Source organism: Saccharopolyspora sp. NPDC003752 (genome assembly GCF_053605825.1).
In genome coordinates this window covers 271610-291360 of the sequence record NZ_JBSGJZ010000001.1, presented here as the reverse complement: position 1 = coordinate 291360, position 19751 = coordinate 271610, and the positions used below count along the sequence as shown (strand labels likewise).

Annotated in this window: 22 protein-coding genes; 4 read left to right on the top strand and 18 right to left on the bottom strand. The window is 67.7% G+C overall.

The features are described 5' to 3' along the window. Positions 1–79: 79 nt before the first annotated feature. The 13 genes from ACWEV3_RS01405 to ACWEV3_RS01345 all read right to left on the bottom strand — a co-directional run bounded on the left by ACWEV3_RS01405 (position 80) and on the right by ACWEV3_RS01345 (position 11467). The gene (locus ACWEV3_RS01405) at positions 80–3082 is read right to left on the bottom strand and encodes a LysM peptidoglycan-binding domain-containing protein (protein ID WP_452611984.1); all 3003 of its coding nucleotides are present in this window, start codon (positions 3080–3082) and stop codon (positions 80–82) included. Continuing rightward, positions 3079–3498, bottom strand: a complete 420-nt coding sequence (locus ACWEV3_RS01400) for a hypothetical protein (RefSeq protein ID WP_452611983.1) — start codon at positions 3496–3498, stop codon at positions 3079–3081. Before ACWEV3_RS01400 ends, ACWEV3_RS01405 begins: the two co-directional genes overlap by 4 nt. After that, positions 3495–3926 carry a TadE/TadG family type IV pilus assembly protein gene (locus ACWEV3_RS01395; protein ID WP_452611982.1) on the bottom strand — a complete coding sequence of 144 codons (432 nt, stop codon included), beginning with the start codon at positions 3924–3926 and terminating at the stop codon, positions 3495–3497. The genes ACWEV3_RS01400 and ACWEV3_RS01395 overlap by 4 nt, the downstream gene beginning before the upstream one ends. Further along, positions 3923–4348, bottom strand: coding sequence for a TadE family protein (locus ACWEV3_RS01390; RefSeq protein WP_452611981.1), 426 nt, complete (start codon positions 4346–4348; stop codon positions 3923–3925). The genes ACWEV3_RS01395 and ACWEV3_RS01390 overlap by 4 nt, the downstream gene beginning before the upstream one ends. Before the next feature lie 16 nt (positions 4349–4364). Then, complete coding sequence (locus tag ACWEV3_RS01385) at positions 4365–4601, bottom strand: hypothetical protein (RefSeq protein ID WP_452611980.1); 237 nt, start codon at positions 4599–4601, stop codon at positions 4365–4367. A gap of 50 nt (positions 4602–4651) precedes the next feature. Next, on the bottom strand, positions 4652–5545 hold the full coding sequence (locus ACWEV3_RS01380; protein ID WP_452611979.1) for a type II secretion system F family protein: 894 nt from the start codon (positions 5543–5545) through the stop codon (positions 4652–4654). Continuing rightward, complete coding sequence (locus ACWEV3_RS01375) at positions 5542–6255, bottom strand: type II secretion system F family protein (RefSeq protein ID WP_452611978.1); 714 nt, start codon at positions 6253–6255, stop codon at positions 5542–5544. The genes ACWEV3_RS01380 and ACWEV3_RS01375 overlap by 4 nt, the downstream gene beginning before the upstream one ends. 137 nt (positions 6256–6392) lie before the next feature. Beyond that, positions 6393–7700, bottom strand: a complete 1308-nt coding sequence (locus ACWEV3_RS01370) for a CpaF family protein (RefSeq protein WP_452611977.1) — start codon at positions 7698–7700, stop codon at positions 6393–6395. A 71-nt stretch (positions 7701–7771) separates the two neighbouring features. Then, positions 7772–8590, bottom strand: coding sequence for a hypothetical protein (locus tag ACWEV3_RS01365; protein ID WP_452611976.1), 819 nt, complete (start codon positions 8588–8590; stop codon positions 7772–7774). Between the two features lie 37 nt (positions 8591–8627). Beyond that, positions 8628–9314, bottom strand: a complete 687-nt coding sequence (locus ACWEV3_RS01360) for an SAF domain-containing protein (RefSeq protein ID WP_452611975.1) — start codon at positions 9312–9314, stop codon at positions 8628–8630. Positions 9315–9372: 58 nt separating this feature from the next. Continuing rightward, a complete protein-coding gene (locus ACWEV3_RS01355) occupies positions 9373–10287 on the bottom strand; it encodes a hypothetical protein (RefSeq protein ID WP_452611974.1) in 915 nt (304 codons plus the stop codon). Then, the gene (locus ACWEV3_RS01350) at positions 10287–10829 is read right to left on the bottom strand and encodes a hypothetical protein (RefSeq protein ID WP_452611973.1); all 543 of its coding nucleotides are present in this window, start codon (positions 10827–10829) and stop codon (positions 10287–10289) included. Before ACWEV3_RS01350 ends, ACWEV3_RS01355 begins: the two co-directional genes overlap by 1 nt. Before the next feature lie 26 nt (positions 10830–10855). Continuing rightward, on the bottom strand, positions 10856–11467 hold the full coding sequence (locus tag ACWEV3_RS01345) for a prepilin peptidase (protein WP_452611972.1): 612 nt from the start codon (positions 11465–11467) through the stop codon (positions 10856–10858). 553 nt (positions 11468–12020) lie between these two features. Here ACWEV3_RS01345 and ACWEV3_RS01340 point away from each other — a divergent pair. From ACWEV3_RS01340 to ACWEV3_RS01330, 3 genes are all read left to right on the top strand, one after another. Beyond that, a complete protein-coding gene (locus tag ACWEV3_RS01340; RefSeq protein WP_452611971.1) occupies positions 12021–12257 on the top strand; it encodes a hypothetical protein in 237 nt (78 codons plus the stop codon). A 6-nt stretch (positions 12258–12263) separates the two neighbouring features. After that, positions 12264–13274, top strand: a complete 1011-nt coding sequence (locus tag ACWEV3_RS01335; protein WP_452611970.1) for a ketoacyl-ACP synthase III family protein — start codon at positions 12264–12266, stop codon at positions 13272–13274. 429 nt (positions 13275–13703) lie between these two features. Then, positions 13704–14036: a hypothetical protein gene (locus tag ACWEV3_RS01330; protein ID WP_452611969.1), complete on the top strand. Its 333-nt coding sequence runs from the start codon at positions 13704–13706 to the stop codon at positions 14034–14036. Positions 14037–14823: 787 nt separating this feature from the next. Here the strand turns inward: ACWEV3_RS01330 and ACWEV3_RS01325 are convergent. The 5 genes from ACWEV3_RS01325 to ACWEV3_RS01305 form a co-directional block, all read right to left on the bottom strand. Then, positions 14824–15351 (bottom strand): hypothetical protein, encoded by a 528-nt coding sequence (locus ACWEV3_RS01325; RefSeq protein WP_452611968.1) that lies wholly within the window; start codon positions 15349–15351, stop codon positions 14824–14826. Positions 15352–15522: 171 nt separating this feature from the next. Beyond that, the gene (locus ACWEV3_RS01320; protein ID WP_452611967.1) at positions 15523–16725 is read right to left on the bottom strand and encodes an amidohydrolase family protein; all 1203 of its coding nucleotides are present in this window, start codon (positions 16723–16725) and stop codon (positions 15523–15525) included. A gap of 25 nt (positions 16726–16750) precedes the next feature. Next, a complete protein-coding gene (locus ACWEV3_RS01315) occupies positions 16751–17872 on the bottom strand; it encodes an MAB_1171c family putative transporter (protein WP_452611966.1) in 1122 nt (373 codons plus the stop codon). Beyond that, a complete protein-coding gene (locus ACWEV3_RS01310; RefSeq protein ID WP_452611965.1) occupies positions 17869–18201 on the bottom strand; it encodes a hypothetical protein in 333 nt (110 codons plus the stop codon). The genes ACWEV3_RS01315 and ACWEV3_RS01310 overlap by 4 nt, the downstream gene beginning before the upstream one ends. Positions 18202–18663: 462 nt before the next feature. Next, a complete protein-coding gene (locus ACWEV3_RS01305; protein ID WP_452611964.1) occupies positions 18664–19059 on the bottom strand; it encodes a helix-turn-helix domain-containing protein in 396 nt (131 codons plus the stop codon). A 278-nt stretch (positions 19060–19337) separates the two neighbouring features. Between ACWEV3_RS01305 and ACWEV3_RS01300 the strand changes: the two genes are divergently transcribed. Beyond that, positions 19338–19745 (top strand): WhiB family transcriptional regulator, encoded by a 408-nt coding sequence (locus ACWEV3_RS01300; protein ID WP_452611963.1) that lies wholly within the window; start codon positions 19338–19340, stop codon positions 19743–19745. Positions 19746–19751 lie beyond the last annotated feature (6 nt).

Below are 19751 nucleotides of genomic sequence, written 5' to 3'. Positions count from 1 at the left end.
CTGGGGACATTTCCGTTTACCTCCTTGGTGAATTCGATTTCCAGGGCCAGTGGTATGGACGCTCCGGTCAGGGGTGTTGTCAACCGGGGTGTGGTGCGGCGGGGTGAACTGGACCGGCGTGGCGTATCCCCGTGTCGGCGGTCGGCGGTTGGGGAACTGACCGGATCACGTGCTGGGCCTGGCGGTGTTGCAGTGCGGTGGCAAGGGCTTGGGTTTCTGGTGTGGGTGCGCAGTCGATGTCCCGCAACCGCGCTTCGAGGAGCGCGAGGGTGCGGGGGATGCCGTCGTGGATGCCGAGACGGTCTTGCAGTCGCATGATGTCGCGGTAGAGATGTTCGTTGTAGGGGTCGAACCCGGTGGCGGTTTCCAGCAGTTCCAGGGTGTGTCGGGGAGCGTCGGCGACGTGGTGGCGGGCGAGTTCGCTGATGGCGTTGATCGCGGTGCGTTGCGTGGCGTGCCTGGTGGCGTGGATCCATTCGGAATCGATGCCTACGCCGAGTTCGCCGCGGTAGGAATCCACGATTTCGCGTAGCGCGGCGAGGCGCTGTGTCGTGTTCTGTGTGCGGCGGAGGCTGTGTTCGGCGTGGGCGAACCGGTGGTAGTCGACTTTGACGAAGTCCGGGTTCAATCGCAGGTGCCGGTTGTGGGTGTCGACGATGTCGCCGGCCCTGCCGCGGGTGACGTGCGTGAGCGTGGCGCGGAGCCGGGAGAGGGCGGTATTGAGTGCGTTGGTGGGGCGTGCCGGGGGACTGGTGTGCCACAGGTCGGTGATGAGGCTGTCGCGGGCAACACCATCGGGATGCACGGCGAGGTAGGTGAGGAGCTCGCGCTGGCGTGGCGCGAGCTCGGCGGAGAGGTCCCGCCAGATGCCAGGCTCGTCGTTGCAGGACAAGGCGAAATCCCCGAGGACCCGCAACGCCAGCACCGCGCTACCGGCGTCGGATACGTCATCGTTCGGGTCCGGTGTCCTGCCGATCCCGGAGTGCTCTGTGCTTGGGCGGGCAGCGGCCCCGTCGCCGGGGGATGGGTTGTTCTCTTCAGTGTCCGGTGTGGATTCTGGTGGGAAAGCTGCGGGTTGGGGCGTGTCGTGACCGGCCGCGTGTGATCCGGGAGTCACAGGTGTTCTCGGGGCTGTCGCGGTGGCCTGATGCGGGTGGGGGCCGGCGTGGTGGGCGAGGGTGAGTAGGTCGTCGGCAGCGTGCGGGGTAGCGGTGAACATCCGAACGCCCAGCAAATGCTCCGCTGCGGCTTCCGGGGTCGTTGAGTCCACGATTCCGTTGGCGTCGATGGTGAGTGTCGTTCCCGCATCCCACCGCCCGAGGGCGAGCACCACGGGGTCACCGTTGCTGGCCGCGGCGTGCACTCGGGCACGCAGGCCCGCGTTCGAAGGTTGCAGGGGCGAGGACACCACGAGCACGCCCCGTCGGCCGTCGCTCGCGGTGAGGTCGTCGAGGGCGGTGTCGAGATCCTCGGTCACCTCGAATGGCGGCGGTAGCGCCGCCTGGTTCGGGAACAGTGCATCCGCGACGGTTCGCTGCACGACCACCCGCTGCCGGTGGTTCTGGAGGCCGAGGACGACAGCCCGTATCGCCCCCTTGGCTCCTGGTCCCGTGAGGCCAAGGCCGCCGGTCGCAGCCACGTTCACCTGCACGGTGTCACCGGTCTCGCCGACGCCGAGCTCGACGTCCACATCGCTGGGTTCCGTTGTGGTTTCTTCGGATTCCTCGCACGCGGGGAGACCGGCATCGACGGGCTCGGCAGTGTCGAGGCTGGGTTGGGTGGCGAGTGAATGGGCGAGTTTGAGTTGGTACACCGTGGGTGGAACCGGATAGTCCGGCGGGGGAGTGGTTCCGGGACGGTGGGTACGGCGGTGCCGCTGGCGCGCGATGATCAGCGCAGCGCTGGCGGCCGCGGCGAGCCCCAAACCGAGGAACACACCCGGCGCGATCTCCACGCCTGGGCCGCGCACTGGACCAACAGCCGCATCGGGGACGGATGGCCCCAGGCTCTCCAGCGACGATGCCAGGTCGTCTCTGGTGGGTGGTTCAGCCGGCGCATTGTCCGAACGTGCCGGCTGGGGCGCGTGGTCGGTTGTGGGTGGCAGGGCGAGTCGCCAGCCGGGAAAGAGGATGTCCGGGTCGCGCAGGACTCGGCCGTCCGCCTGGGTGTGGTGGGTGTTGAGGTCAGCGATCTCACGCCACCGATCGGGGTCGCCGAGTTCCCGTTCGGCGATGGTGGTGAGGGTGTCGTCCGGGTGGACGGTGATCCAGCGCGCGTCGTCGGGGATGGCCACGGGGGCGGGGAGGTGGGTGGCATCCGGCGGCAGCAGGAGGATCCAGCCGGTGAGGAGGTCCTCGCCGTCGCCGATGCGGCCGGCATTGAGATCAAGGATCTCGTGCCAGCGGTGGGGGTCGCCGAGGTGGCGTGCGGCCAGACCCCAGAGGGTGTCGCCGCGGGTGACACGGTAGCGGGGGCAGTCCGGGCGGATGTCGTCGTCGATGGTGTCGGGGGTGCTGGGTTCGGGCAGGTCGGGGTACCCGCCCGAACCCAGCCGCATGGTGGTGTCGGGGCCGTGGGGCGCCGGCCCGACACCACCGGGGTACTGGGGCGCGGTGACCGCCACCGGAGGGGATACCGGTGTGGCGGAGACGTTCGACGGGGTGCCGGTGACGATCGCGGCTGCTACCAGGCCGGTGATCCACCCACGAGGCCCGACCCTCGCCAGCCTCTGCCGGGCGGCGTCGGCGCCGAAGCGGATGAGGAGCAGGAGATCGCACACGCTCCACCAGAGCATCACGAACCAGCTGACCCACCCGGTGCCGAGCAGGGCGAGGGTGAGGGCGCCGTCGACGCCGAGGTCGAGACGCAGGGTGTGCCAGGTGTTTTCCAGCCAGGGGCGCAGTTGTTCGGCAAGTGTTGGTGCCAGCGTCGAGTTGTCAAGGGCCGGCCAGGTCAGGTTCGGCAGGGTGATGAGGACGTCGCCGGCGAACGCCAGGATCACGGGGAGCCCGGCGAGGAGGGCGGCGAGTCCGAGCACGGCCGCGACCGCCCTAATCCGGTCCGCGAAGGTGTGGGTGGTCATGGCAGGCCGCCGGGGGTGCTGGTGCCGACGCCGAGTCCGGCGGTGGCGTCGCCGGTGACGGTGTGGGTGTCCCAGAGCAGCCCGATCGTGGCGGGCTCGGCATAGTGCACGGTGACGTGCACGGTGCTGCCGCCTGCCAGTACGACTGATCCGGTGTGGCCGGTGGCGCCGAGGTAGCGGCGGGCGGCGCCGAGGGCGGCGCGGGTGTCGAGGGTGATGGTGGCGCCGCGGGTGTCGAGCGCGGTGAGTGCGGCGCGGGCGGCTTCGGCGGCCACCGCGTCGGCGCGGGCCAGCACCCGCAGCCGGTCGGCACCATCGACCACGATTGCGACGATCAGCAGCAGGCACGGCACGAGCACCGCGACCAGCACGCTGACCGACCCGTCCTCCCGGGACCGCTTGGTGTGGCGGGTCATGAGCGTGTCCGGTACGGGTCGACTGGGCTTGCGAACCTCGCCTGGAGGGCAATGGTGCCGGGGAGTCCGGGCAGGCCGGTGAGATCGGACAGCCGGACGGCGCAGCTCAGGGTGACCGTGACGCGGCCGGGTTGCCCCGCGCGGTTGCCGAACATGCTGGTGTCCACGTGCAGTCGCGTTTTCGCGCACGCCAGGTGTTGCTCGGCCATCGCGTGTGTTCCGGTGTCGGCGGCTGCGGTGTGCGCGGCGGTGGGGGTGCGGGCCAGGGACGCCGAGCGGGCGGCGGCGGTCGTGGCGTGTTCGAGGGCGTTGTCGGCGCTGACGACGCGACCGGCGGCGATGACCAGCACCAGCAGCGCGAGCAGCATCGGGGTGAGGACTGCGAGTTCCACGCTCGCGGACCCCGCATCGCGTCGGTGGTGGTTCATGGCTGGCTCCTGGGTGTGGTGAACAGTTCTTTGCTGGCGCGGGCTTCCTGCTCCACGCGCCAGGCAAGGCCGGGAATGGGCAGGACCTGGGGCGCGGTGGCAGAGACCCGCACTGTCACGGACCGGGTGTCGACGTCGGCGGTCACCGCCGGTTGTGCGGCCAGGGGTGCTGCGCGGGTGAGGAAGCCGGTGGCGGCGGCATGGGCGTGGCCGGCGGTGCCGGTGACGGTGCGGGCGGCGTGGACACCGTGCTGGGCGGCCGACAGGCACAGGGCGCGGGTGTGCCACCACAACCCCGCCTGCAGGACCGACATGAGCAGGATCAGCGCCAGGGGAGCGAGCACCGCGAACTCGACCGCAACCGAGCCGCGATCCGGTCTCAGCGTGGGTGGTGACGTCGGGACTCGACGGCGTGTACTCATGGTGGGCGCCCAGGGGTTAGTGGAGTTGGCCTTGATATTTCGAGACAACGGCCGTGATCGCGGCGCCGAGACCGAGAGCGATGGTGAGCCCGATCGCGGTGAGCACGGCTTTCTCCGTGCTTTCCGACCCCTCGTCGTCGAAGTGGGCCGCCCGCTCACGGTCGCAGGTGAGGCGACCGGCCAGGGCGACCCAGACGGCCAGCAGCAACATGCCGGCGGTGGTGGTGTGGTGATGAAGCCGCGAGAGGAACATGACGAGCCTTCTTTCCTGTCAATCCGGTTGATGCGTAACGAAATACTGTCTTATCCGGCGATGAGACGGCCGATGGTCGGGTAGAGGACGAGGAGCAGGAAGCCGAGCATGAGCGCGGTGACCGGCAACGTGAGCCGTTCGGTGCGGGCGTTGGCGTCGGCTTTGTCGGTGCTGACCGCAGCGGAGCGCAGACTGGCGGCGTGGGCGGTCACGCTGGTGTAGATCGCGGCCCCGTCGGCGGCGGTGGCCGCCAGATCAGCGACGGCGACGAGGTCGCGCAACCCGATACGGTCACCGAGATCACGCAGCGCATCCCACGCAGAGCGTCCACTGTGCTCGGCGTGGACGAGCGTGCGGCGCAGGCGAAGGAACAGCCAGTGCCCACCCACACCGGCGGCCTCCCGCAACGCCTGTGCGGGAGCGTGGCCCGCAGCGCGCTCGTGAGCGACGAGGTCGAGATAGACGGCCAGGACCCGCCGGCAGTCCTCCCGCGCCGCCCTCGCCTGCTCCCGGAGTCGCCAGGCCGGCACCATCGCCCCCACCACACCAGCAGCGAGCACGATCACCACCGACATTCCCAGCGGTAGCGCCATCCCCACCGCTGCTGGCGCGGCGGTGAACAGTGCCGCGGCGGCGATGCTGCAGGCCGTCCAGCGCAGGCGCGTCGCCATATAGGACGCGGGTGTGGTGTCGAGGAGGTTGAGGTCGCGCACCGGAAGCGCCAGCCACCGGTGCTGTGTCCGTTCGGCGCGCCGGGTGAGCCAGGCGAGAAGCCGCCTGCGGTGGGCGTGCCAGCCGACTGTGGGACCGGCGCCGGGGGCGCGGGTGCAGATGTGGTGCCAGGCTGCGGCGAGGTCCATCGGCGCCGGCCCGGCGACCGCACGTACCCCGACCGCCAGTCCCACACCCAACACGGCTGCGAGGACAACGAGGATCGTGGTCATGGTGCTTCACCTGCAGCCAGGTAGCGGGTACCGCGCGGTGTGGTGGACAAGCGGTGCATCCGCCACAACGCGAGTGCGAAGATCCCGACCACGATCGCCAGGACACCTTGGCCGGTCCAGCTGTCGAACGGGGCGAGGTAGCCGCGGGAAACCAGCAGCAGACCGGCGACCATGACAGCCGTGATCCCGACGAGGGTGCGCACGGTGGTGCGGGGTTTCGCCCGGTCGGCTTCAATCTCCCGCCGCAGCCCCGCGCGAGCGTCCAGCGCAGCGGCTTGGGCGTGCAGGATCTCCACCACGCCACGCCCACCGGTCCGTAGCCGCAGCAGCAATGCGAGCACGACTTCATCCACCGTGGGATCGGCGAACTCGTCGGCGAAAGCCCGCAGCGCCTGCTCTGGCCCGTCAGTCGACAGCCGCGCGGCCAGCCGGCGCAGCGGGGCGGCGAGCAGGTCGGGTGCGGTGTCGGCGGAGCGGGCCAGCGCCTGGTGCAAGCTGCCGGCACCGGAAGCCAGCAGATCCCCGACACGGCGAGTCCACACCGCCAGCGCCTCCTGCAGCGCGATCGCGTCGCGGTCGCTGCGCGGCGCCAGCAGCCGGGGCAGACCGTAGACGGCGGCGATCGCGGCTCCTGCGGCCACGGGCCACCCGGTCGCCCACCACACCACCCCCGTCGCCGTCACCGCGATCAGCAGCCGACGCCGGCTCACCCGTAGCCACCGGAGAACCCGGAGATGAGCTACTCGGCGGGAGTCCCGGTTCGGTGTGTGCGGGATGACGGCGATGACGCCGAGCAGAATTCCCACACACAACAAGAGTCCACACAGGACCGTCGCTGATGTTGCCATCACGGTCGCTCACCACCCTGGTCGTGCTCCCAGCAGCCGCCTGCGTGCCCGAAGATGCTGCGGTCGAGCCCGTGGGCTTCCAGCCGTGTCAGCAATACGGGGCTGGGCGGACACACCGGTATGGCGCGCGCGTCACCGGGGCGGGGCCCGAACAGGGTGGTGAGATCGGGGATGGCGGCGTCGCCGACGTGGCCGACTTCGGCGATCTCGGTGACGAACCGCTCCCGCCGGCCGTCCTGGTCGCGGCGGGTGAGGTGCACGATGAGATCCAACGCCGAGGCGGTCCACCGGTGCGCGGCCTCCACCGGCAGCGGTGGTGTGGCGAGCTGGCCGAGCGCGGCGATCCGGTCGGGCACCACCCGCGCTGAGACCGCGTGCAGCGTGCCCATGCCGCCGGCGGCGCCGTTGCCCAGCGCCCGCAGCAGGGCGGTGATCTCCCCGCCCCGCACCTCGCCGACCACCACCCGCGCCGGGGAATGACGCAACGTCTGTTTGAGCAAGTCGTCGAGGCTGATCTCGCCGACGCCTTCGGCGTTGGCGGTGCGTGCCTCCAATGGCGTGACCACCGGATGCCGTGCCGGGTTGAGGTGCAGGCCGAGTTCGTAGTCGTCCTCGACGGTGACGACGTGCTCGTGATTCGGGATTTCGTCGCACAACGCCCGCAACAGTGTGGTCTTGCCCGTCGACGGGCCACCGGTGACCAGCAGGTTGAGCCCGGCGGCGACGGCGACCTGCAGGAAATGCCGCAGCCTGGTGTCCAGGCTGCCCTGGTGGTGCAGGTCGGTGAGGGTGGTGTGGGCGAGGCGGTGGCGGCGGATGGCCACCCGCGGCCGATCGGTGACCTCCCGTACCGCCGCCAACCGTGCTCCCAAGGGCCCGCCTGCGGGCAGCCGCAGGTTCCCGATCGGCCGTGCCGGGGAGAACTCCCGGCTGGTTTGCCCCAGCCGGGCGAACATCGCTTCCAGCAGCGCCAGCAACTCCGCATCCGAGGCGGCGACCGGGTGGGGCCAGCGTTGCAGGCTGCCGTCGGCCAGTTCCAGGAACACGCGGTCGTGGCCGTGGAGGTGGATGTTCTCCACATCGTCGCGTTCCAGCAACGGTTGCAGCCCACCCAAACCCGCCAGCGCGGCCAGCACCGCAGCCGCGAGCGCCCGCTCGTCCTGTTCGGACAACGGCGGATCCCCACGAGAGGCACGGTGCACGGACCAGGCGGTGATCTCCTCGGAGACCAGCTCCGCCTGCTCCCGCGACCCGGTGTCGCCCGCTGCCTGGAGGCGCCCAGCGACCCTCGCGCGCAATGCCCGCACCGTTTGGTGATCGGGAACGAACCCAGACCGCTCCCTACCTAGCGGGGCGTGGTGGCCGTTGCTCTCCGCGTTCATGCCGCATCACCCCGCACGAGCGTCACCGCGGAGGCCGGTGCCGTGGTGCCGGCTGGCGGCGGGTTGAGGCGAAGGTGGAGGCGGCGAGCCGCGGTGCGACTGGTACGCAGCAGCCCCGAAGGGCGGGGTTCGCGGTACTGCGTGAACCCGTCCGAGAGTGCACGCGCGGCGGCCGGATCGTCCGGCAACTCCAGCCCGACCGGGATGCCCAACGCGCGTGCGACACTGTCGGCTTCCCGGCTCGTGGTCGCGGACACCGCCGCCCCCAACCGGTGCAACGGCACCAACTCCCGCAAAACTGTGAGCAGCGGATGGGTCGCCGAGACGTGCCGCAGGCTCGGCCGCACCCCCACCAGCACGAGATCGGCCTCGGTGATCAGCGGCCACGGTGTCTCAGGCACCCACCGGCCCGCATCCACCAACACGTCCGGGCCGTTCTCGGTGGTGACGTCACGGACCGCGCCGGCCAGCCGCCGCCAGCCGTCCTCACCGATGGCACCGGCCTGGGCGCGGCTGGTCACGCCCGACAGCAGCCGCAGATGGCCGGAGTCGGGGATCTCCTGCACATGACCCACGAGCCCCTCGGCGGGAACCGAGGTGAGATGCCGGGTGGAGGCAGCGAAACTCACCACGCCCCGCTCCGCCGTCAACCGCCCGTCGACCCACCACTGGCCGGCCCACCCCGGCAGCAGATCACCACCATCCGGGTCCGCATCCACCACCAGACCCGGACCCGGCCACACCGTTGCCAAGGCAGCGACCGCTGTGGTGACCCCTGGCGATCCTTTCGCGGACAACATCGTGATCACAGCCATCACACAACTCCCATCCCTCGACGTGACAACCTCAGCGTTAGCGGTTCGGTCCCAGCAGCATCACCAGCGCCCCACCTGCTGCAGCAGCGCCGGCTCGCTCCGCGGCCTCGGCGGGAATGAGCAGGTCCGCGACAATCGCGCCGTCGGCATCCGGAGGCGACACCTGCACCACCCGCGCGCGAAACCCACCACCGGCCGCGACCGTGTCGCCCGTTGCGTCGGCCGACGGTGTGAGGGCGAGGACGGCGACCGGGTCGTTCGGGGCGAGACCCCGTGCCGGGAAGTGCCCCGGTTCCAAGCGAATCCCGAACACGTGCTGACCTGCAGCGGGCACAGCCTGCGTCGTGACATCCGTGGGGGACAGCAGCCGGCCGGCACGCAGGTTGCTCGCGGCGACACGGCCGAGGACGCGAGCACGGTCGGAATCAGGAATCACATAGCGGCGTGCGTCCGGTGGAAGCTCCACAGTGGTCACATCAGTGTCCGTAATCGGCTGACCCCACGCGACATCACGGGCGAGCACCAGCATCGACTCGCGCTCCCTGGCGATGGCAATGGCCGTCAGCATTCCGCCCACCGAGCCAACCACCAGAACCAGTGATGTTGCCAGGAGCCACCAGCGTCGCCGTCGCGGAATCCGCGGCGACCCATCCGGAACAGTCGTGGCCTCACCCTGGCCGGGCGAGTACGACGTGGTGATGCCGAAAGTACCGGTGCTGGACATAGACCTCTCCCTAACAAGGAATTCACGGAACAAAGAAATTGATGCCGGTAAGACGAATTCAGTGAGCGCGGAGCGCCTGCGCCTCGACCACCGCGAAACGGGACTGAGCACGGGAGGTCATCGCGGGCAGTTCACCGCCAGTGGGGGAACTGCCAGTCCAGCCCCGCCACACCACTCGCCACGTGATCGAGACCTCGGCGGTGACCTGCTCACCGGGTTGATCAATCGAGGAGCGCATGTATATGACATCGCAGTCCGGGGAGGGCGCATGCACCCCGAAGGACCGGTCATACGGTGTTCCCGGGCCTGGACACGATTCCACCGGCTGGCCACCGCCCGGTGACATCGACAACCGGACCGGAACTGCCGTGACCTCCGCCCACACCGCCCCCGCCTGCACCCGCTCACGCTGTGGACGCCAGTCCGCGCGGTCAGTCCAGAACCAGGTGTGCTCACCGACCACGGTCGCAGAACGGCCATCCCGCAACCGCAGATCCGGCGAATGCCGCGGTACCGGCAAGGGCAGCCGCAACCGCTGTACCGCCTGCTGCGCCAAGTGAGCTGGGTTCGGCGAAGCCCCGGCAGAGGAGGGGGTTGCCGCAGGTTGCGGTCTGGGGCAATGCCCTTCGTCCAACGGACCCAGGCACCACGTCGACAACGGCTGGGAATCCAGCAGGAACGCGGGATCCTCAGATTGATTCGGAGCATCGCACAACAACGTCGGGCACATCGGGACCGGCGGCGCCACAGCAGCGACAGACCCTGGGCGGGAACTGCCGGTTCCCCAAGGCTTCGAGCCAGACGGCTTCCCCGGACTGGTCGCTTCCATCTCGATCACCGGGTGGGCATACAGATCATCCCCGAGGTCATCAGGCTGCACGTTCACATCGCCTTGTGCGACAACAACTGGCGTATAAGCAAAACCCAGCAGAGTGGTGATGGTCAGGCGCTTGAGATGGGTGCGGGTGAGCATCAGCATTCACCCTCGGGAAACTCGACCTGCGACACCCGCCACATGCCCTGGGCTTCCTCGACCATCGTTGCCCGCGTCGCATTGCGCTCAATGCCTACCGTCCTGGGAGTGCCGGTGGCCAGGTCGGATTGGCCGGCATGGCTGGTGTCCTGGCAGTCGACGACCGTGGCCCGGTCACCCTCGACACGAACGTCGGTCAGGCGGGGCGTGATGGCGCCATAGAACCCGGTCCCCTCGGAACGCTTCTGCCGCACCCGCGAGGCGATGTGGTCGGCAAACGAACCCACCGTGACCTCCCGCAGCCGGTTTTCCCACGCAGAGTCGGGTTCGCCGCCAGATACCCACGACACACGCCAGAAATCCTTGTACGCGCGCTCGATTGCCTGCTCATCGCTGCCCTGCTCCGGAAGGGGAGCGATGTTCGAAGCTGGGGGCGTTGCGGTGGGCGGCGGAGTGGCCGCACACCCGGCCGCGAGAACACCTGCGGCGCAGACCGCCACGCTCACCGTGCGGCGGAGTGCGAGGGGTGTCGTGGTGCTCATGGGGATGGCCTTTCGCGGTAGCGACGTCAGAGCAGGACGGCGAGCCAGCCGCCGAGAATCAGGCTGGGACCGGCGGCGATGCGCGCGGTCCGGCCACGCAGCGTGGTCGCCCATGCCAGGCCGCCGAGCCCGCCGAGCACCAGCAGCGACGCGACGATGCCCACCAGCACAGTGCGCCACCCGATCCATCCGGTGTACAGCGCGATCGCGGCGAGCAACGTGATGTCGCCGTAGCCCAGCCCACCCGGAGCGAGCCAGTAGGCGAGCGAACCAACGGCCAGAACCAGGACACCGGCGGAAAACGACCGCAGCAGCGCCGTCGAGGAGGAGACGGTGATGGCGTGGACGGTGAACACGGCGATGCCGCCTGCGGCCAGCGTGATCACCCACGGGCGGGGCAATCGGTGACAGGACAGGTCGATCCAGGCCAGCACCACGCTGCAGATCGCCCACCACCACCAAGCGACGAGCACGGGATCGGTGGCGAAGCGGCACCCCACGGCGAAGGAGACGGCGCCGCCGGCAGCGCTGAACCCAGCGACCGGCCAGGGCCGTGTCGACCACACCACCCACGGCCGCACCGCCCGCGCCAGCAGCGGGCCCACCACGATGCCTGCGAGGACGAGAACCGCCACCACCGGCACAGGGCAGGAAAGTGTCGGCGCGTGAACGACACCGCCCACTGCTGATGTGAGGCGAGGAAGAAAGGGTCGGCACCACAATGTCACCTCCGAAACTGGGGACCAGGCTGCGAGAAAGTCCGAGGGGAGCCGGTTTTGTCGCGGCGGTCCGGGGACGAGTGAGCCTGGCATTGGATCGCGCCTCGTGTCAGGTTTTGGCCCCCGTCAACCGGATCATGCGCCCGTTCGAGTGAAGACTCAGGCGGGGCAACCATTTACTGGTGCCTGTTCGCAACGTCCCGGGGAGCAAGGTTTCGTCGTGATCTTGTTCTGTGTCAGGGGTTTTCGATGTTGAAAGCCCCAAGGTGCTGGGCGTCGGGCTCACTCGGATGGGTGTATCTGTTGGCTGGGTGGGGCCAAAAACTGACACGAGGCTTGATCCAGTGTCACGGTGGCGAGACCCACAACCCGGAAAATCCCTCCACTGCGAAGGCGATTTCCTGAACGGGCTCCCCGTTTCTCTTTTTTCTGCCGCGCTGTGCGTGGAATGGAGTGATCCCTCATGCGAACCATGCGAGAAACCAGCAGGTCCCGAACGCTGTTTATCTTGCGGTGGCAAGACGGCGAGGACTGGGGCCACCTGTCTGCTGTCACCGACGCGTCCAAGCCTGTCTTCCTGGGTTTCGTCAACCGGGCCCTCGATCCCGTCTTTCATACGCTCAGCCGTGACTGCTCGATCGGCGCCGACGGGTTCCGCGAAGTGTGGTTTACCGGGCGCCTCTCCAGTGCGACCCGTCTGGCGAGGTGATCGGGTATGCGGCACCACGGGATCACGATCAACGGCATCGGAGCAGTCACCGGCGACCTCATGCCCACCGCCGACGCCATCCGCGCCGGCCGCTACAGCGCGCAGCAGGCGCAGCGGAACCACCAGGATTCTCTCGCTGTCGCACCAGAGTGCACCGGGCCGGAGCTCGCTATACGCGCAGGACGCCAAGCCCTCCGTGGCTTCCACCGCCGCCTGGACCTACATCTGCACTCCACGATCCACGACCCGGGCATCGACTTCTGGTCGCCCCACTGCTTCGTCGCCGACCAGCTCGGGCTCAACACCACCATGACCCTGGCGGTCAACGGCATGTCCAACAGCATGGTCGCCGGTCTCGAATTGGCTACCAACGTCATCAAAGGCCAGCCCGGCCGGTCGGCGCTGCTCACCGCCGGCGACACCTTCCATGCGCCGCTGTTCGACCGGTGGCAAACCGATCCTGGCATCACCTACGGCGACGCCGGAGCCGCGGTCCTACTCCAACGCGACTCCCGGGACGATGCCGTGGCCGAGCTGATCTCCACCGCCTCCTGCGCGCAACCGCAGCTGGAAGGTCTCCACCGCGGAAACACCGGCTGGTACGACGGAAATACCTACAGGCCACCGATCCAGCTTCGCCAGCGAAAAGCCCACTGGCTGGCCACCCACGGCGGCCCCGGCAGCCTCGAGACCCTCAACGCCGCCGCCGTCAGCACCGTCGTCAAGCAAGCGCTGTATGACGCCGAAATCGAACTCGACGACATCCGCTTCCTGCTCTGCCCGCACTACGGCGCCCCGCTGACTCACCGGCACTGCCTCGCGCCGCTCGGGATCCCCGAAGAACGCAGCAGCGCCTTCCTTGCTCGCCGCTACGGCCACATGGGCGCCTGCGACCACATCGTCGGCCTGCACCACCTCCTCATCCGACGCCTCGTCGCCGCCGGGGATCACATCGCCTTGCTGGGCATCGGCGTCGGCATGACCTGGTCCGCGGCCATCCTCCGCATCACCAACTAGCGACCGCCGGTCGTCCAACACATACCTGCCCAGGGCGAATTCTCGCCCGGGGAGAACTGCGCCCAAAAATGAGAGAGGGAGAACGAAATGAACCAAGAAAACCAGCGTCGTCACAAGGCGGCCACGAACAGGGTGCGAGCCGCTTTTATCGCCGTAGCCGTGGCCGCGCTGTCTACTGCCGGAACAGCACTCGCAGCCGAAGCCGCCCCCGGCGACGACTGTATCGCCGGGTCATGCGGGCTGCCGCACTTGGAAGAGCCGCGCCAAGGATTCCCGCACCTGCACGTGCTGTGACGCACCGCTGAATCCCTCGGCTCCAGCGGAATCCTTCCGCTGGGATCCGCCTTCAAGGCATCCCTGTCAGCGACGTTTCTCCTCTGTATTGCCGAAATTTCCCGATCGCAGGTCTGATTAGGAAAGGACTGTTCGATGCGAAAGACGTATAGCGCTGCGGTGAACCTGGCAGCGACTGCGGGAATCCTGATGCTGGGACTCACCGGCACAGCTCACGCGGAAGGTGCCTGCCCGCCCGGCACAGCGTTGTCCATTCAGGATGGTGCCCGCATTCATCGTGCCGCGGATCTGAAGTCGCCCGTCGACGGCGTCTACTACAAGGCCCACGCCTACCGTGTGCACCAGTTCGTCGGCGGGGCTCCCACGACTCCTGAGTGGGTCAACCTGACCGACGACACCAACGGAGTCACCGGCTGGGTGCACGGCAGCGTCGCTGCCTGCCTCGGCCTGACCCCACCCTCCTCGTAGGAAAGCAGGGCAGAAGCACCACGTCACAGCCGGCACGTGAAACCCGGAAAGGTCTACGAGGGCTGGAGGTTCTCAGTCCTGGGACGAGCCTCGGCCATCTGACGAGGCTCGTCCCACACGTTCATACCCAGGCGTTGCGGTCTTCGGCACTGCCGTGACCGTCCATGCGGCACGTGAGCTGGGATGGTGGTCGTCGACGAGAAGGTCGCCGCGTCGCACCTCGAGTTCTCGGTAACCAGTGGCAGCCAAGTGTGGGCACATGGTGCGGGCCAAGACGAGGCACCGACGGTGTAGTGCGGCGTCGGTGAGAACCTCGCCGGTTTCGCTGCAGAACACCCACGCGGCCTCGTCTAGCGCCAGCCCGCATACCTGGCATGCCCATGATTCCTGGATTTCCCGGACTCGGTCGCTGTCGACGAGCCTGTGCCAGACCCGCCCATGGCTGACCGGTGCCACGTAGGGATGCGGCAACGGTTCGATGTCGCCGTCGACGCCATGCCCGGGGAGGCGTGGGCGTGGCCAGCCCGCACCGGGCGCCGGGACATCACGACCGCGTCGCACCTGATGGGCGTGAACTCGGGAGACGGGCAGCGTAAGTCCCAGCGCCGCGCACTGCGGATTCACGCACGCCAAGCCAAGGTCAGGGTCGATCTCGTCCCACGCCAGCGTTTTCCCGCAGGTAGGGCACGGGAACTCCGGCTCCATACTCAACTCCGCGCCCGTTCGGCTGGCTCTCGCGTGATCGCCCGAACGAGCATACCGGCACCTTCCGGAACATGTGGAGGTGTCAGCAGCGAGCGTCGTAGACCTCGGCGATGGGCCGGCCTATGTCGATGATCGCGTCGGCTGGCGGCCCGTCCTGAAGTAGTGATCGTCCAGCCTCGGTATGCGGTAAGAGGATGGGGAGGCGGTCGGTCTCGTGCTGGAGCTTGCGGCGGAACTCATCGGTGAAGGGCAGGCCGATATAGGCGCGCCCGTCGTTGGCGGGCCATGTCATGTCGATAACGCCATCGTCGCTTCGTGGGACGCACCAGGCGTGCTCGGTGCCCAGCGGCATCACCGCCGGCAGACCAAAGCCCTCGACGTAGACGAGGTCGTGATTGCTTTCGGCGGCGTGGATGGCATTGGCGTAGCACTCCCGTTCTGGCCCGCGGGTGACACCGAACTGCTCGGGTTCGACGGTCGTGTGCCACAAGCGTCCCTCAGCGAGTAGCAGCTCGGCGATGGTGAGGAACCGGAATTGCTGTACATGTCGTTGGGAAGCCCTCCGGCCGAACTGGGCCATCACTTCCAAGAAACGGATGAGCTCGTCCATCGAACGATCAGCCATACCGCCCCACCCAGCCCGTCGAGACACCGTGCAATGCCGAAACGCGCCTGAAGGATACCTACGTCCACCCACTACAGGATTGACACGTGGCAACGAAGGTATGTGCACGTCAGAACAGAAGCGCCGTCGGCGGAGTCTGTGGCGGCTGGAAGCTGATCAGGTGGGGATGGGGGAGTGGAACTCGTGTCCGCGGGCGAGCACGAGCTGGGGGTGTCGGAGGTGTTCGAGAGAGACGAGGGGGTCGCCGTCGACCACGGTCAGGTCTGCGGAGTATCCGGGCTGTAGCTGCCCCACGCTCGCTCCTATTCCTAGAGCTTGAGCACTTGTTACCGTGGCCATCTCGATGATCTGGGCGTTCGAGAATCCAATGTGGGCATACAGTTCGAGGGCGTCGACGTAGTCGCCGAATCCTGAGCCTCGCAGGCCAGCATCGGTGCCGGGCACAAGGCGGATGCCCAGCTCGTCCATCCATAGGAACCGCTCGACGATCTGCTCGGCGCGTTCCGCTCCGAGGCGTTCCATGAATCCCCGCCAGTCCGGCGGCCATGCGATACAGGCGTAGACGCCTTGGCTGGCCATGCGCTTGGCCACCTCGTCACGTTGGTCGTATCCGCCGCCTCCGCTTCGAAGCCACGTGCAGTGCTCGATGGTCGAGACGCCCGCATCGACCGCGGCAGCGATCGCATCTGAACCGTGGGCGTGTGCCGCGACGGGCAGGCCCGCATTGGATGATTCTTCAACGATGGTCCGAAGCTCAGCCGCGGAGAACTGAGTCGCCCACATCGGGGGCGATTCCGGGGTGATGTGGCCGCCGCTTGCCATGACCTTGATGAGGTCTGCCCCACGGTCGGCCATGTCCCGGACATGCTGGCGGATCTCGTGTTCGCCGGAGACCTCACCGCCGAAGAAATGGCAGTGACCACGAGGAATGGTCAGTGGCGCACCGGACGCCAGGATGCGGGGCCCGCTTAGCTCGCCGCGAGCGATCGCATCCCGCAAACGGAAGACAAGGCCCCCGCGGTCTCCGAGGTCTCGGATGGTCGTGACCCCATTCCGAGCAGCTTGTTGCGCACGACCTGCCATGCCGAGCAAGAGATCGGGGTCCTCGGTGACGAGGTATTGCTCCAAGGGAGCAGGACCAGCGTCGAGCGCCAGGTGCACGTGACAGTTGATCAAACCTGGCACGATGGTGTGGTTCGGGTAGTCACACCGGCGAACGTCGCCGCCAGCTTGTGCCTCGACTTCGGGGCGAGGGCCGACGGCGAGAATCGTGTTCTCGTCGATCAGGATGGCGCCATCGTCGACCTGATGGCCGGCTGGACCAAGCAAGACGCGCTCAGCCGTGATCAGAAGTCTCATCGTGCCGTCTCTCTGGTCAAGGGGGTCATGTGGGCATGGTCTGCTTGGACAGTGCTTGGGCGAGGGCGACGAGCTGCTCGATGTCGGCACCGAGGTCGGGGCCGTCGGGAGCAGCGATGAGTACCGCAGACCGGCCGCTGGGGCGTGCCCCCTCGCGCTGGCGACGCAATGCCTCCTTGAAGACGCCGACTTGTTGATGCGCGGGCCGATCGGTATCGAAGCCGGAGTCTGCAAGGTGCGGGCCAAGCTGGACCAGACCGTCACGAATCTCGATCAGCCGGCGCCAGAAGCGGCGATGTATGCGCCGTGGTGAAAGCCGATCGAGCCACAGGCTCCTGGGGCTGCGCTCGAGTGCGTCTTCAGGGAAGACTTCATGCAGCCTTGCCCACAACGGATACAGCTGGTGGTAGATGCGCCGGTGGCGGGCCCAGACGCGGAACGCCGAAATGCGGGTTGCCAATCCAGCCCAACAGACGCCAACCACGAAGATCAGCAGCTCCACGGGAACCAGGCTGTCGACAGCACTTGCGAACGGTGGCGGCACGTTGCCGCCTGTCCAGCGGACGACGACGATGCCGGCACGGATCACCGCGATGCCTGCTTCACCAGCCAGGGCGACGGCCGCGAGCTGAAGGCCAACCCGTGTGCGGCGACCGGACTCAGCGGCGTAGCGCCACGCCCACATTGCGGCTGATCCGGTCGCGTAGGCGACGTAGGTCGTGCCTACGAGATAGAAGACTGCAACGCTCGGTGCTTGGAAGGTCACCGGCAACGCACCGCGCGTCGGGAACGCGTTGTCTGCGTCAGGAGTGACAAGAACGGCTAAGGCCATGCAGGCCGAGGCGCCGAGCATCAGAGTTGTTTCCCGCCGCGCGCGAGCAGTGCCTCCTGCAGCGGCGAAGAGGAAGAAGAGCAGCAGGAAGAACCATGAGGCGTTCAGCGCGATGTTCATGACCAGCTTGCCGAGACTGGGCGTCAGGGCACCACCTGTGAGCTCGCGAAGAGCGGCAATGGTCGAAGGCGCGGCGAACAAGCGGCAGAACAAGCATGCGACCACAGCGCGCAGTGCGAGGTCCCGTGGCGAGCGGGCTAGCCGATAGCTGAACCACGCGAGGGCGACGATGATGGCCAGTTTCGTCAGGCTCACAGCCAGTCCTGTTGCTCGCCTAGCGCCTGTTGAGCACGCCGCGCTCGAGGCGTTCGAGGAGGAAGAGAGACCTGCTCGAGCACTGCGGCGCGTTCCAGCAGCAAGGTCGCCACGGTTTCGGCTTCACGTTCCTGGTCGGTCTCGTAGTGCGTACGTCGCAGCGCACGGCGGACGTGGTCCGGAGGGATGTCGGGGAAGGACTCGTACCAACCGGCCTCGTCACCGTCGTCCGAGGAATGACCGCTGATGATATGCCCAAGTTCGTGGGCGATGATGTGCTGCTGGTGGGCGTTCGTCGTTTCCTGCTGGTAGAGGATGAAGTCGACCACGGGGGTTGCGATCCACAAGCCGAACGGCCCGGGTACGTCCAACGGGTAGGGCGACAACTTGAGCGGCTTTCCCCGGCGAGCTCCTAGACGTCGGCAGACCTCAGCCATGTCGGTCGGGCCCACGATGCCAAGCTCGTCGAGTTCCTTGCGAAGCGCGCGCCGAAGCCGGGCCTCACCCCCAGCGCGGCGCGTACGCAGATCAAACAGCCGACGCCGAGATCTACGTGCTGTTGTGCCCTTGCCCTGAGGGTCTTCCACAGCGCATCACCTCATATCGCCGCCGGGCGCTTCCTCCGTCCGTGCGCAACGGTGGAGGCATCGGCTGCACTACCACCGAGCGAAGCTGCTGGGTGGTCGCTCGTCGCGGTGTGCGAAGAACCTGCAGCGACGCCAGCTGCTGCGCAGCGCGGAGATCCAGTGTCCCTACGTGGTGCTGGGTCTGACAGCGACAAGAACGTCTTGTCACCGAGAAGGGTGGTCTCTGCTCGCCTGGAACTCGATGTACTCGATCACGCTGGTTAACTGCTCGGGCGACAACTTCTCCGCGCCTCGCGCGAGAGCGCGCAGCTTACCTTCGCCGAACTTCGCTAGCAGCGAGTACTGCTGGGCCAGCTCTCGTCCACGCTCAGTGTCTGAGAAGTAGTCCAGCTGCACTCCGAAGAACTCCGCCAATGCCTTGACCGTGGCGTGACTGGGCTCGCGCTCACCGTTGATCAGGTTGTACAAGTGGGTCTTCGACAACCCGACAGCGGCAGCGACCTCGCGTTTCGAGTACACCGAGCCGTCCTCACGCCGGACAGCGTCGAACAACAGCTCCAGCTGTTCCCCGAACGTCTTGCCCGACTCGGCCTCCGGCATCGGACACCTCCCTTCCAGGCCTACAAGGGTGTCCCCTTTAGTGGACAAGCGCAAGCCCTTAGACCATTCGAGTTGACCCACTGGCTGGGGCGGCGTACTTTCGACCTTCCAAGTCCTCAATAGCGGACAACCCGGGTCGGCGTCTGACTGAGGTTGCCCGGATCCCGTACTCACGCACCGGTGGTTCACACGAAGCCGAGCGCCGCTCGCCTCGTCACCGAACTGCCGTCCCACGGGAGCCAGCTCGTTCTCGATGGTCACTATTTCGGGGGTCGCTTGTGTTTCGCGAACAAGAATGGAGAGTCCGCAGCTATGGGCGCTGCACCACGTCCACCGCCCAGGACGCATGGTTCCCTGAGCCCGCCCGCGGTGCCGACGGGCTCGCCCATCAGCGCCGCCAGGCGGTCGAAGCTTGCGCTGGCTGCCCGGTCCGCACTGAATGCCTCATGATCGCCCTTTGTCACGAGGTGGACGAAGGTGTGAGTTGGGGGATCTGGGGAGGTGTATGCGCACGCGATCGCCGAGCGGCAATCGATCGTGAGCCCAGGCGTCTCTGGCGCACGCCGGATATCCGATGCCTAGCGTGCGAACTTCTCGCGCACCTGGAGCGAAGCCAAGCTTGGCCGCCGGCTCGACTTGTACCGGAGAAGGGATACCACGATCCCCGTGTCGATCGAATTGCCTGAAGCGGC